The sequence below is a fragment of the Pseudomonas peli genome, from assembly GCF_050563605.1.
GTDB lineage: Bacteria > Pseudomonadota > Gammaproteobacteria > Pseudomonadales > Pseudomonadaceae > Aquipseudomonas > Aquipseudomonas peli_A.
Genome location: NZ_JBNXUH010000015.1, coordinates 18,826 through 31,815 on the forward strand (window position 1 = coordinate 18,826; position 12,990 = coordinate 31,815).

14 protein-coding genes are annotated in these 12,990 nt (G+C 63.1%); 10 read left to right on the forward strand and 4 right to left on the reverse strand.

Annotated elements, in window-relative coordinates:
- Window positions 1-59 precede the first annotated feature (59 nt).
- A complete protein-coding gene (locus ACQ4LH_RS16625) occupies window positions 60-995 on the forward strand; it encodes a DMT family transporter (protein ID WP_430698189.1) in 936 nt (311 codons plus the stop codon).
- Window positions 996-1,000: 5 nt separating this feature from the next.
- On the forward strand, window positions 1,001-2,017 hold the full coding sequence (locus tag ACQ4LH_RS16630; RefSeq protein ID WP_430698191.1) for a DUF4917 family protein: 1,017 nt from the start codon (window positions 1,001-1,003) through the stop codon (window positions 2,015-2,017).
- A gap of 3 nt (window positions 2,018-2,020) precedes the next feature.
- On the opposite strand, the gene ACQ4LH_RS16635 is transcribed toward ACQ4LH_RS16630, so the two are convergent.
- The 3 genes from ACQ4LH_RS16635 to ACQ4LH_RS16645 all read right to left on the reverse strand — a co-directional run bounded on the left by ACQ4LH_RS16635 (window position 2,021) and on the right by ACQ4LH_RS16645 (window position 3,531).
- Window positions 2,021-2,323: a ribbon-helix-helix domain-containing protein gene (locus ACQ4LH_RS16635; RefSeq protein WP_430698193.1), complete on the reverse strand. Its 303-nt coding sequence runs from the start codon at window positions 2,321-2,323 to the stop codon at window positions 2,021-2,023.
- Window positions 2,324-2,368: 45 nt separating this feature from the next.
- Window positions 2,369-2,950 carry a DJ-1/PfpI family protein gene (locus ACQ4LH_RS16640; RefSeq protein ID WP_430698194.1) on the reverse strand — a complete coding sequence of 194 codons (582 nt, stop codon included), beginning with the start codon at window positions 2,948-2,950 and terminating at the stop codon, window positions 2,369-2,371.
- 167 nt (window positions 2,951-3,117) lie between these two features.
- Window positions 3,118-3,531, reverse strand: a complete 414-nt coding sequence (locus ACQ4LH_RS16645; RefSeq protein ID WP_430698195.1) for a hypothetical protein — start codon at window positions 3,529-3,531, stop codon at window positions 3,118-3,120.
- A 211-nt stretch (window positions 3,532-3,742) separates the two neighbouring features.
- On the opposite strand from ACQ4LH_RS16645, the gene ACQ4LH_RS16650 reads away from it, so the two are divergent.
- From ACQ4LH_RS16650 to ACQ4LH_RS16680, 7 genes are read left to right on the forward strand one after another with little or no spacing between them, the layout of a single operon-like run.
- Window positions 3,743-4,432: a thermostable hemolysin gene (locus ACQ4LH_RS16650; protein WP_430698197.1), complete on the forward strand. Its 690-nt coding sequence runs from the start codon at window positions 3,743-3,745 to the stop codon at window positions 4,430-4,432.
- Window positions 4,416-5,876 (forward strand): AMP-binding protein, encoded by a 1,461-nt coding sequence (locus ACQ4LH_RS16655; RefSeq protein ID WP_430698198.1) that lies wholly within the window; start codon window positions 4,416-4,418, stop codon window positions 5,874-5,876. Before ACQ4LH_RS16650 ends, ACQ4LH_RS16655 begins: the two co-directional genes overlap by 17 nt.
- Window positions 5,876-6,529: a TenA family transcriptional regulator gene (locus ACQ4LH_RS16660; RefSeq protein WP_430698200.1), complete on the forward strand. Its 654-nt coding sequence runs from the start codon at window positions 5,876-5,878 to the stop codon at window positions 6,527-6,529. Before ACQ4LH_RS16655 ends, ACQ4LH_RS16660 begins: the two co-directional genes overlap by 1 nt.
- A 9-nt stretch (window positions 6,530-6,538) precedes the next feature.
- Window positions 6,539-7,330, forward strand: coding sequence for an SDR family oxidoreductase (locus ACQ4LH_RS16665; RefSeq protein WP_430698202.1), 792 nt, complete (start codon window positions 6,539-6,541; stop codon window positions 7,328-7,330).
- 12 nt (window positions 7,331-7,342) lie between these two features.
- Window positions 7,343-7,993, forward strand: a complete 651-nt coding sequence (locus ACQ4LH_RS16670) for a tetratricopeptide repeat protein (protein WP_430698204.1) — start codon at window positions 7,343-7,345, stop codon at window positions 7,991-7,993.
- Window positions 7,994-8,037: 44 nt separating this feature from the next.
- Window positions 8,038-8,694: a response regulator gene (locus ACQ4LH_RS16675; RefSeq protein WP_430698206.1), complete on the forward strand. Its 657-nt coding sequence runs from the start codon at window positions 8,038-8,040 to the stop codon at window positions 8,692-8,694.
- 1 nt (window position 8,695) lies between these two features.
- Window positions 8,696-10,165: an ATP-binding protein gene (locus ACQ4LH_RS16680; RefSeq protein ID WP_430698207.1), complete on the forward strand. Its 1,470-nt coding sequence runs from the start codon at window positions 8,696-8,698 to the stop codon at window positions 10,163-10,165.
- A gap of 7 nt (window positions 10,166-10,172) precedes the next feature.
- Here the strand turns inward: ACQ4LH_RS16680 and ACQ4LH_RS16685 are convergent, their stop codons facing one another.
- Window positions 10,173-10,943, reverse strand: coding sequence for an FCD domain-containing protein (locus ACQ4LH_RS16685; RefSeq protein ID WP_430698208.1), 771 nt, complete (start codon window positions 10,941-10,943; stop codon window positions 10,173-10,175).
- 325 nt (window positions 10,944-11,268) lie between these two features.
- Between ACQ4LH_RS16685 and ACQ4LH_RS16690 the strand changes: the two genes are divergently transcribed.
- A complete protein-coding gene (locus tag ACQ4LH_RS16690) occupies window positions 11,269-12,963 on the forward strand; it encodes an L-lactate permease (RefSeq protein ID WP_430698209.1) in 1,695 nt (564 codons plus the stop codon).
- Window positions 12,964-12,990 lie beyond the last annotated feature (27 nt).

Sequence of the window (12,990 nt, forward strand, 5' to 3'; positions counted from 1 at the left end):
TTGAACTCAAGACAAGTTGCTAATAGCCTCGCATTTTATCTTGAATGCGAGACAAATGCATGGACCGCTCAGCATCGCGTAACACCTGGCTGGATGTGTTGATCACCGCCCTGGCGCCGGCCATCTGGGGCTCGACCTATATCGTCACCACCGAGATTTTGCCGCCGGACCGGCCGTTTACCGCCGCACTGCTGCGCGCCCTGCCCGCCGGCCTGCTGTTGGTGCTGTACAGCCGCTACCTGCCCCGGCGCAGTGAATGGCCGCGCTTGCTGGTGCTGGCGGCGCTGAATATTGGCTTCTTCCAGGCGTTGCTGTTTGTCGCGGCGTACCGCTTGCCTGGCGGACTGGCTGCAGTGGTGGGGGCGATTCAACCGCTGCTGGTGATGGGCCTGGTGTGGTCGATGGATCGCCAACGACCGGCGTCCGTGGCGGTCGCTGCCAGTGTGGTGGGTATCGCCGGCATGGCTGCACTGTTGCTCGCGCCGGGGGCCAGCTGGGACCCGATCGGGATTGCCGCCGCCTTTATCGGCACCGCCTGCATGGCCAGCGGCACCTACCTAACGCGGCGCTGGCGGCCGACTGTGCCGCTGCTGGCGTTTACCGGCTGGCAGTTGCTGATTGGCGGGCTGTTCCTGCTGCCAGTGGCCTGGCTGATCGACCCGCCGCTGCCGCGACTAAACCCGTTGCAGTGGCTGGGCTATGCCTATCTATCGCTGTTCGGCGCGCTGCTGGCTTATGTGTTGTGGTTTCGCGGCATCGCCCGACTGGCGCCGGTGGCGGTGTCGTCACTGGGTTTGCTCAGCCCGCTGGTGGCGGTGCTGCTTGGCTGGGCATTGCTCGGGCAGAGCATCACCGGCGTGGCGCTGCTGGGGTTGATTGCGGTTCTGAGCAGCATCCTGGCAGTGCAATGGGCCGCGGCGGCCAAGCCGGCTGTTGCCGCGCCCCATGTTAAAGTCGCGCGCTGCACAACCACGACGACCCAAGGCGACAACTAGCGATTATGCAAACCCCGGCATTTACTGGCGAACTGGAAGACTGGAACACCCTGAACAGCAGCATCGGCTTCCCCGAGCTGCTGATCGGCAACGGCGCAAGCCTGGCGGTATGGCGCAAGTTCGCCTACTTCTCGCTGTTCGACGAAGCGCAGACCACACGCAATCGCCCGCTTAGCGCGACCGAACTCAGCGTGTTCCGCGCCCTAGATACCAGCAACTTCGAGCAGGTGCTCAGCGCGCTGAAGAACAGCATCCGGGTCAATTCCGCGCTGACCATCAACTCCTCGTCGCCGCGCCATCGCTACTTCGCCATCAAGGAAGCGCTGATCCACGCCGTGCGCGCAGTGCATATCCCCTGGAGCCAGATGCAGGCCGCCAGCCTGGCGCGGATCAACAGCGCGCTTAGCCAATACCAGACGGTGTATTCCGGCAATTACGACCTGCTCAACTACTGGGCCGTGATGCAGGCCCCAGAGGCGTTTGAAGATATGTTCAGGGGGGCGGATTCAACCTTCGCCCCCAGCGACTCCCAGCGGCATGGCGGCGCCACGCGCATGCTCTACCTGCACGGCGGCATGCACCTGGTAAAGAATATCGACGGCAGCACGCGCATTCTCAATTCATCGGAAAGCACTCTGCTGGCTAGTTTCGCCATCAACCAGCTGGGCGATATTCCGCTGTTCGTCAATGAAGGCAGCAGCGCGGACAAGCTCAAGGCCATCCGCAGTTCTGACTACTTGTCGTTCTGCTACAGCCAGCTGGCGCAGCCCAAGGACAGGCTGTGCATCTTCGGCCACAGCCTGGCGGCGCAGGACCAGCATCTGATCCAGGCCTTGCAGCAGGCCGGATTGAAAACCCTGGCGATCTCGATCTACCCGCACAACCCGCTGTTTATCACGCAGCAGAAGCAGCACTACGCCAGCCTGTTCGCCGAGCAAAATGTGGAGCTGCGCTTCTTCGATGCGCTCAGCCACCCGTTGGGTGATCCTGCCTTACGCATTGCACCGCCACCGGCGCAGTAACCATTACTGGCCGATGGAGCGCACCAGGCTCAACTCAGTCGGCGCACGGCGCTGGCTCAGGTAGCGGGTACAGCTGACGCGCAGAAACGAGGCGAAATTCACCACTTCACCGCGATAGTCCATCACCTCGTCATACAGCTTGGTGATCAGCTGATTGGTGGTCATGCCATCGACTTCGGCGATTTCGCGCAGGATGTCCCAGAACTGGTTTTCCAGACGCAAGGTGGTGACCACGCCACGGATGCGCAGCGAGCGGGCACGGGATTCGTAAAGAATCGGATCGGCTTTGACATACAGCTCGCACATGGCGGCTTACCTCACTGAATGCGGGGCCTGACTGGCCCCAGCAGTTTACAGCGTGATCTGCGTACCCAGCAGGCCAAGGAACGCTGCCAGCCAGTTGGGATGCGCCGGCCAGGCCGGCGCGGTGACCAGATTGCCCTGCACATGGGCCTGGTCTACGGCGATATCGATATAGCGCCCACCCGCCAGGGTGACTTCCGGGCCACAGGCAGGGTAAGCGCTGCATTCGCGGCCTTTAAGCACGCCAGCAGCGGCGAGCAACTGCGCGCCATGACAGACCGCGGCGATGGGTTTGCCGGCCTGGTCGAAGGCCTGTACCAGCGCCAGCACCTGAGCGTTCAGGCGCAGGTATTCCGGGGCGCGACCACCGGGAATCAACAGGGCGTCGTAGTTTTCGGCTTTGACCTGGGCGAAGTCGAAGTTAAGGGCGAAGTTATGCCCCGGCTTCTCGCTGTAGGTCTGCTCACCTTCAAAATCGTGGATGGCGGTGCGTACGCTCTGCCCGGCGGTCTTGTCCGGGCACACGGCGTGCACCTGATGACCGACCATCAGCAGTGCCTGAAACGGCACCATCACTTCGTAGTCTTCGACGTAGTCGCCGACCAGCATGAGAATCTTCTTCGCTGCCATGTGCCTGCTCCCTTACTGAATTGAGAAGCACAGAGTGTTATCCCGATCCGCCCAGCGCGGGTAATAACCCGGTACTACAGGGCAAGCGATGGATAAACGGTCAGCGAGGAATGGAGAAAGAGAGCGAGTGGCTGGGCTTCAGCAAGAAGCCCAGCGCGATGGCTGGATTACTCCAGCACCTCTTCATCACGCAGCAGCACATAGGTGCAGCCACTGTCGTCTTCCAGGTAGTCGTGCACGTAGAACATCACGACTTCCCCCAGGCCAGGCTGGGCGGCTACGTAGTCGCCGATGTCCACGGTGAAATGGCCCTTGGAGCCCGGTTTGGCTTCGCATTCGATACGCGCATTGACGAACAGCTCAGGTGCGCTTTCGCCGAAATAGTCCTCGCGCTCTGCCGCATCCCAGTCGGCCGGAGCCTCGAACGGGCCGCAGAACAGCACCTTGGCATCACCCAGATCCACTTCCTCGGCTTCCGGGTCCTGATCATCGGCGCGGTATACCGTGCAGTCCTGCGCCTCAGGGTTTTCCAGGATGGCCAGACGGGCCGCCAGTTGTTGCTCAGTATCCATAGGGGGCATAACTATCTCCGAGCGTTTTGGCGTCTAAGTTCAGGGCAAATCAAACCTGCAGTTATCCTGCAAGTAGGGCTTCGCAGGCTATGGGCTGATGCGGTTGCAGCGCAAGCAATGAAATGCTTGAGGAACAACGCACAAAAGAATTTGCGACTTAATTTGCCGTTAAGCCTGGACACCGAAACTCGCACCCAAGTTCTCAGATGAGGTTCCTGTTATGGAGCTGCCTTGGGTGTATCACGACACTGCACTTGCACAAATTGGCCGCGAGCAGCCGCTCAGTCTCTATCTGGCCAACGCCGCCAGCCCTCGCCGCGCGGGGATTGAAGCCTTTATCGGCGAGCGCTTCGCCGCTCAGCATCAGGCGCGTATCCGTCATTTCATGCCCTGCCTGCTCAGCCTGGAGGACCGCGACGGGCAACTGCTCGGCGCGGTGGGCCTACGCAGCGCCGCCAGTGGCCCGCTGTTTCTTGAGCGCTACCTGCAACAACCGGCCGAACAGGTGATTGGCGCGCAGCAGGTCATCAATGCGCCGCAGCGCACACAACTGGTGGAGGTCGGCAACCTGGCGGCTGGCAGCCCAGGTGCAGCAAGGCTGCTGATTGTGGCTCTGACCGATCTGCTGGTGGCGCTGGGTTATCGCTGGGTGTGCTTCACCGGCACCCTGGCCCTGCTCAACAGCTTTCAACGTCTAGGCCTGACGCCTTTGCCGCTGGTGCCGGCCAGCCCCGACTGCATGGGCGATGAACAGGCGGACTGGGGCAGCTACTACGACAACCAGCCGCAGGTGATGGCCGGCGATATCTACGCCGGCCATCAGCGTCTGCTGCAGCTGGGTGCTTACCCACGCCTGGCCCACCAAGCCTTTTATGCCCTGGAGGACATGCCTGATGTGGCCTGCCGCTAAATCCCTGTTTAACCGCCTGGCCACCCTCGGCGATGCCACTGCCCTGCGCGAAGGCGAGCGAGAACTGAGCTACGCCCAACTGCTGAGCGAGGTCGCACAGCGCAGTAGCCAGCTGCAACAGCTCGGCGCCCAGCGGGTTGCCCTGGCCCTGGATAACGGCATCGACTGGGTACTCTGGGACCTGGCCGCGCTGCATGCTGGGCTGGTCTGCGTGCCCGTGCCAGGATTCTTTTCCAGCAGCCAGCAGACGCATGTACTGGACAGCGCCGGTATCGACTGCCTGATCAGCGCCCAGCCGCACGCCGGCTTCGCCCAGGCCGCGCCCGGCGTGAATCTGCGCCCTGTAACACAGGCGCCCACCGTACATGCCGACACCTGCAAGATCACCTACACCTCCGGCACCACGGGGCAGCCTAAAGGCGTGTGCCTGGATATCGCCACGCAACTGGCGGTGGCGCAAAGCCTGGTGCAGGCCAGCGCCAGCTGCAAGGTCGAGCGCCATCTGTGCGTACTGCCGCTGGCCACTCTGCTGGAGAATATCGCCGGTATTTACGCGCCCCTGCTGGCCGGCGCACAGATCGAGTTGATGCCTATGGCGCAAGTCGGCCTGCTCGGTGCCAGCCAGTTTGACCCGCCGCGCTTCCTCGGCGCCCTGGCCCAGGCGCAGCCACATAGCCTGATCCTGCTGCCGCAATTGCTGCTGGCGCTGGTCAGCGCAGCCGAACGCGGTCTGCCAGTGCCGAACAGCCTGCGCTTTATCGCCGTAGGAGGTGGCCGCGTGGCCAGCCAGTTGCTGCAGCGCGCCGATGCTCTGGGGTTGCCGGTATTCGAGGGCTACGGCCTGTCGGAGTGTGCGTCGGTGGTGTGCCTGAACACCCCTGAAAGCCGCCGCATCGGCAGCGCCGGCCAGCCACTGCCACACCTGCAGGTGCGCCTGGGTACGGACGGCGAAGTGCTGGTCAAAGGCCCGCGCTTGCTCGGCTATCTGGGCGAACCGTCCACCACCGAAGAATGGCTGGGCACAGGCGATCTGGGCCATTTCGACGGGCCGTTTCTGGTGCTGCACGGGCGCAAAAAGCACCAGTTCATCACCGCCTTTGGCCGCAACGTCAACCCGGAATGGGTCGAGGCCGAGTTGGTGCAGCAACTGCCGATTGCCCAGGCCTGGCTGCACGGCGACGCCCTGCCGGGCAACGTCGCCGTACTGGTGCCGCGTTTCGAGACGACCAGCGACAGCCAACTGGCCGAAGCCGTGGCTACCGCCAACCAGGCCCTGCCCGACTACGCCCGCGCACACCACTGGCTGCGCGCCGCACAGCCTTTCAGCAGCGCCAACCAGCTGGCCACCAGCAATGGCCGCCTGCGCCGTAACGCCCTGCTCAACCATTACCAAAGCGCCATCGAGCAGTTGATGGCCACCGAATCCTGCTACGGAGATGTCTGATGAGCTTCTATGAATCCCTGCTCGAACAAACCAGCACTGAACGTAACTACCTGCTCGGTGCACCGATCATTGCCCAAGCCATGGCCGGCACCGTCAGCCTGAACAGCTACGTGGCCTTTCTCACCGAGGCCTATCACCACGTTAAACATACCGTGCCGCTGCTGATGGCTTGTGGCGCACGCCTGCCGGAACGGCTGGAGTGGCTGCGCGAGGCCATCGCCGAATATATCGACGAGGAGAAGGGCCACCAGGAATGGGTACTCAATGACATCGCCGCCTGCGGCACGGACAAGGAGGCCGTGCGCAACGGCATGCCCAGGCTGCCCACCGAGCTGATGGTCAGCTACGTCTACGACCGCATCGCCCGGCACAACCCGGTGAGTTTCTTCGGCATGGTCAACGTACTGGAAGGCACCAGCATTGCCCTCGCCACCCAGGTCGCCGGGGTGATTCAGGACAAGCTGCAGCTGCCGAACAAGGCTTTCAGCTACCTCAGCTCCCACGGCAGCCTGGATCTGGAGCATATCGAGTTTTTCAAGCGCCTGATGAACCAGCTCGACAACGACGATGACAAGGCCGCCGTGGTGCACACCGCCAAGGTGGTCTATCGCCTGTACGGCGATATGTTCCGCAGCCTGCCCCTGAGCGCCTGAGGACTACCGATGAACATTGCTGAATGCCGCGCCGTAATCACCGGCGCCAGTGGCGGAATAGGCCAGGCACTGGTCGCCGCCCTACTGCTTGAAGGCGCACAGCTGCTGCTGGTCGGCCGCCAAGCCGAAGCGTTGCAGACACTGGCTGAGGCCAACCCCGGCAAGGTCACGGTGGTGGCCGCCGATATCTGCCAACGCAGCGGCCGTGAGGCGGTGGTCGCAGCGGCACAGCGTTTCGGCGGGATCAACACGCTGATCAATGCCGCTGGGGTCAATCACTTCGGCCTGCTGGAGCAGCATGACGAAAGCGCCATCGCCGAGCTGATCGAGCTGAACGTCACCGCCACCCTGCAACTGACCCATCGCCTGCTGCCGCTACTGCGCCAGCCAAAGCGCGCGCTACTGGTCAATCTCGGTTCGACCTTCGGCTCCATCGGCTACCCCGGTTTCAGCGCCTACTGCGCCAGCAAATTCGCCCTGCGCGGCTTCTCCGAGGCGCTGCGCCGCGAGCTGGCCGACACCCAGATCAAGGTTCTCTACTTCGCCCCGCGCGCCACCCGCACCAGCATGAACGCCGCCCAGGTGGTGGCCATGAATGATGAGCTGAACGTCGCCATGGACGAGCCGCACAGCGTCGCCCTGCAGCTGCTGGTAGCCATTCACCGCGAGGAGGAAGAGCGCTACCTGGGCTGGCCGGAACAGCTGTTTGTGCGCCTCAACAGCCTGCTGCCGCGCCTGGTCGATCAGGTCCTGCGCAAACAACTGCCGATCATTCAGCGCTTTGCCCGCAGCAAACCTTAAGAGGAAAACCCGATGAAACTTATCCGTAACGCCGCCGGCGCCCTGCTCTGCCTTGCCAGCCTGCCCAGCTTTGCCCTCAGCGAACAGGGCCAGGCCCAGCTGCAAAACCTGCAGGACCGTTGGGCCGAGATCAATTACCAGCTACCAAAGGAACAACACGAAAAAGCCTTCGCCAGCCTCAGCGCGCAAGCGCAAAAAGCCGTCGCCGCCGAACCGAACGCCGCCGAACTGCAGATCTGGAACGGCATCATCCTCAGCACCTACGCCGGCGCCAAGGGCGGCCTGGGGGCGCTGGGTTTGGTCAAGGAGGCCAAGGCCAGCCTGGAGCAGGGCCTGGCGCTGGACCCCAAGGCGCTGTCCGGTTCGGCCTACACCAGCCTCGGTAGCCTGTACTATCAGGTACCCGGCTGGCCGGTCGGCTTTGGCGATGACGAGAAAGCCGAGGCCATGCTTAAGCAGGCCCTGGCGATCAACCCGGACGGCATCGACCCCAACTACTTCTATGGCGACTACCTGGCTCGCGCCAAACGCTTCGCAGAAGCCAAGGCCGCACTGGAAAAAGCTCTGCAAGCTCCTGCGCGGCCTGATCGCCTATCTGCCGACGCCGGTCGCAAAGAGGAAATCCAGACGTTGCTAAGCACTGTCAAAGCCAAGCTGGACTAATCTCGCCTGCGCGAGCTTGAATAGAAAAAACCGGGAATTACTGCATGCGCATTCTGCTGGTCGAAGACGACAAAGCCCTTGGCGAAGGTATTCGCACCGCCCTCAAGCCCGAGGGTTACACCGTCGACTGGGTGCAGGATGGCAGCAGTGCGCTGCACGCCCTGAGCAGCGAAAGCTTCGAACTGGCGATCCTCGACCTCGGCCTGCCGCGCATGGACGGTCTAGAGGTGCTCAAGCACCTGCGCGCCGCCGCCAACCCGGTGCCGGTACTGGTGCTGACGGCCCGTGACTCCACCAGCGACCGCATCGCCGGGCTGGATGCCGGGGCCGATGATTACCTGGTCAAACCCTTCGATGTCGCCGAACTCAAGGCACGTCTGCGCGCCCTGCTGCGGCGCAGTTTCAACCGCCCGCAACCGGCGCTGGAATACCGCGGCATCAGCCTCGATCCGGTTAGCCAGTCCGTCAGCTATCAGGGCCAGGCAGTCAATCTGCCGCGCAAGGAATTCCTCCTGCTGCACGAACTGCTCGCCCAACCGGGCCGGGTAATGACCCGCGACAAGCTGCAGCAGGCGCTCTATGGCTGGGATGAGGAACCGGAAAGCAACGCCCTGGAGGTGCATGTGCACCACCTGCGCAAGAAGTTCTTTGCCGAGCTGATCCGCACCGTGCGCGGCGTCGGCTACCTGGTGGATAAATAACATGCCGAAGGTGCTGCGCTCGATCCGCGCGCGTTTGCTGGTGCTGCTGCTATCCCTGCTGAGCGTGACCCTGGGGCTGATCAGCCACAAGATTTACCTCGACGCCAGCCATGAGGTGGAAGAGCTGTTTGACGCCCAGCTGGCGCAGACCTCGCGCATGCTCATGGGCCTGGTGCGCCACGAGCTGTCCGCCGACTCGCGCCGCGATCTGCAGGCGGCGCTGGACGAAGCCCTGCTGCTGAAAAACAGCCCGCGCAACCTCGATGGCCTGCTCGGGCACGATTACGAGAGCAAGCTGGCCTTCCAGATGCTCGATGACAACGGCGAGCTGGTATTCCAGTCCGCCAGTGCACCCAAGGGCCTGCTGATGGAGATGATCACCCAGCTCGGTCTCAACCTGCCGGCCGGCGAGCAACCGCTGAGTGAACGCCTCAACCGCCTGGCCAAATACCTCAGCGGTTACCACACCCTGACCCTCGGCGAGCACCGCTGGCGGGTGTTTGTGCTGCACGACAACGTCGACCATCACTGGGTGCTGGTGGGCGAACGCGAAGACGTGCGCGGCGAGCTGTCTGGCAAGATTGCCCGGCGCACCCTGCAACCGCTGCTGATTGGCCTGCCGCTGCTCGCTCTGCTGCTCTGGCTGGCCGTGGGTTTTGGCCTGCGGCCGCTGCAGCGTATGGCCGAATCAATCAAGGCGCGCGCGCCGGACAACCTCGCACCACTGACCTTCGGCCCACTGCCGCAGGAGTTGGAGCCGATGGGCGCCTCGCTCAACCGCCTGCTGATGCAGGTCAACCAGCTGCTGGATCAGGAAAAGCGCTTTATCGCCGACGCCGCCCATGAGCTGCGCACGCCGCTGGCGGTGCTGCGCATCCACGCGCAGAACGCCTTGGAAGCCCCCGACCCGCAAGACCGCAACGATGCCCTGCGTCAGCTCGGTAGCGGCGTCGAACGCGCCACCCGCGTAGTGGCGCAACTGCTGACACTGGCGCGCCTGGAGCCCAACGTGGCGCAGCTGGCCATGGGCGAACTGGGCCTGCTCGGGTTTGTGCGCAACGAGTTGGCAGAACTGATTCCGCTAGCCCTGGAACGCCATCAGGAGCTCAATCTGGAAGCCGTTGAACCGGCCGACTATCAGCTACTCGCCGATGGCCCGAGCCTGGGCACGCTGCTGCAGAATCTGATCAGTAATGCCGTGCAATACACCCCCGACGGCGGACGTATTCAAGTGCAGCTGGAGGCTCAGGAGGATGCCATCGTGCTGCGTGTGCAGGACAGCGGCCCGGGCGTGGATGAAGCGCAGCGGGAAAAGCTCTTCGAACGCTTTTACCGGCTCGGCGCGGGCCAGGGTGCGGGGCTGGGTCTATCCATCGTGCTACGGGTAGTAGAGCTGCACCGCGCCAGCATCAGCCTCGGCAACTCGCCCCTCGGCGGCCTGGAAGTCACGGTGCGCCTGCCCAGACGTTAGCAGACCGCTAGCGCGTACTGCCCCGGCGCAGGGCGCGCTCTTCGCGGCGCGCCTGTTGCTGCACTTCGGCGAGCACTTCCTGCACATAGTCGATATGCCGGTTGGACAGCGCGCGGGCGTCCTCGGCGCGGCCTTCGATAATCGCCTGGTACAGCGCGCGGTGCTGCTCGATCAGCATGTCGCGGGTTTCATCGCGCTGGGCGTACATGCCGCCGATGTTGGTCACCACGTTGCGCTTGAGCAGGTCGAACAGCCCGCGAATGGTGTGCAGCAGCACGGCGTTGTGGCTGGCTTCGGCAATCGCCAGGTGGAAGTTGGCATCGGCGGTGCCCTCCTCGGAGCGGGTCGCCTTGCCGCTGCGGCTATAGCAATCTTGCAGTACGGCAAAGGCGTCGGTCAGGCGCTGGCGATCCAGCTCGGTGGCACGCTGCGCGGCATAGAAGGCGCAAGAGCCTTCCAGGGTGTGGCGAAACTCCAGCAGGTCGCGCTGGGCTTCAGGGTTGCTTTCCAGCAGGTGCAGCAGCGGGTCGCTAAAGGTTGAGCCGAGGGTTTCCGCCACATAGTTGCCGCCGCCATGGCGGCTGACCAGCAGGCCCTTGGCCGCCAGCTTCTGGATCGCTTCACGCAGCGAGGGCCGGGAGACGCCGAACTGTTCGGCCAATACCCGCTCCGCCGGCAAGCGTTCACCGGCCTTGAGCGTGCCTTCGAGGATCATGGTTTCCAGTTGGCTGACGATATCGTCCGACAAACGGCGCTGCCGCACCGAACCTACTTCCATTATCCGCACTCCATTGGTTTGACCACCTGCCATGGGCCTTTGCGGCCCGCTGTCGGCAAGCCTATCGCCGCCCCCCTCGCCTCGCAAGGTGAAGCCTTACTACCAAAGTCGTAAGGCAGCTAATTGACAGGCTAGAGGCCGCACTTCTACCCTGACGACGCAATCTTGTAAATTGGTATTACCAGTTATCCAAACTAAAACAATTCCAAGAATCCAACGAGGTCTCCCCATGCCGGCTCTATTGCTTACCCCCGCCGCAGCGCTGCATTCCGATGCGCCCCCGCATTCACCCATGCGCATCGCGCAGCGTTAAGGAGAGACCACCATGTCGACAGGTCTTCTTGCTCTACTGGCCTTTTCCCCGATCCTGCTGGCCGCCGTTTTGCTGATCGGCCTGCGCTGGCCGGCCAAACATGCCATGCCCCTGGTCTACCTGCTCACCGCTGGTGTGGCGCTGTTTGCCTGGGACATGAGCTTCAACCGCGTGCTGGCTTCCACCGTGCAGGGACTGCTGATCACCCTCGGGTTACTGTGGATCATCTTCGGCGCGATTCTGCTGCTCAACACGCTCAAACACTCCGGCGGCATCACCGCGATTCGCGCCGGCTTTGCCACCATCAGCCCGGACCGGCGCATTCAGGCGATCATCATCGCCTGGCTGTTCGGCTGCTTTATCGAGGGCGCGTCCGGCTTCGGCACCCCAGCCGCCATCGCCGCGCCACTGCTGGTAGCCATCGGTTTCCCGGCCATGGCTGCGGTCATGCTCGGCATGCTGGTACAAAGCACGCCGGTGTCCTTCGGCGCGGTGGGCACGCCGATCATCGTCGGCATCAACACCGGATTGGATAGCGCCACCATCGGCGCGCAACTGGTTGAACAGGGTTCGTCCTGGGCGCAGTTTCTGCAGTTGATCACCAGCGAAGTGGCGATCATCCACGCCATTGTCGGCACCGTGATGCCGCTGGTGATGGTGCTGATGTTGACCCGCTTCTTCGGCACCGAGAAAAGCTGGAAGGCTGGTTTTGAAGTGCTGCCGTTTGCCATCTTCGCCGGCCTGGCTTTCACCATTCCTTACGCGTTGACCGGTGTATTCCTCGGCCCTGAGTTTCCGTCGCTGGGCGGTGGCTTGATTGGCCTGGCGATTGTCACCAGCGCCGCGCGCATGGGCTTTCTGCTGCCAAAAACCACCTGGGATTTCGCCCCGGCGGACAAATGGCCAGCCGAGTGGCTGGGCACCATCGAGATGAAACTCGACCAACTGACTGCCAAGCCAATGAGCGCCCTGCGCGCCTGGTTGCCCTACGTGCTGGTCGGCGTGCTGCTGGTGATCAGCCGGGTATTCCCCGAGGTCAGCACTGCATTGAAGGCAGTAATGCTGAACTTCCCTGACCTGCTCGGTGAAACCGGTATCGGTGCCAACTTCCAGCCGCTGTACCTGCCAGGCGGGATTCTGGTGGCCGTGGTCATCGCCACCTTCTTCTTCCATGGCATGAAGCTGCGTGAGCTGGGCAGCGCGGTGAAGGAGTCGTCCAGCGTGCTACTGAGCGCCGGCTTTGTGCTGCTGTTTACCGTGCCGATGGTGCGCATCCTGATCAACTCCGGGGTTAACGCCGCCGAGCTGTCGAGCATGCCGATCCTGATGGCGCGCTGGGTGGCTGACAGCGTGGGCGGTATCTACCCGCTGCTGGCGCCGAGCGTGGGTGCCCTGGGCGCCTTTATTGCCGGCTCCAACACCGTCAGCAACATGATGTTCAGCCAGTTCCAGTTCGGCGTGGCCAGCAGCCTGGGCATTTCCAGCGCCCTAGTAGTCGCGGTGCAGGCCATTGGTGCCGCAGCCGGCAATATGGTGGCGATCCACAACGTGGTAGCGGCTTCGGCCACGGTTGGCTTGCTGGGCCGCGAGGGCAGCATCCTGCGCAAAACCATCTGGCCTACCCTGTACTACGTGCTGTTTACCGGCCTGATCGCGCTGTTCGCCGTGTATGTGCTGGGCGTTAGCGACCCGCTGATGGCGAGCTGATACACGCCACACTGCGCGCCGCCCGAA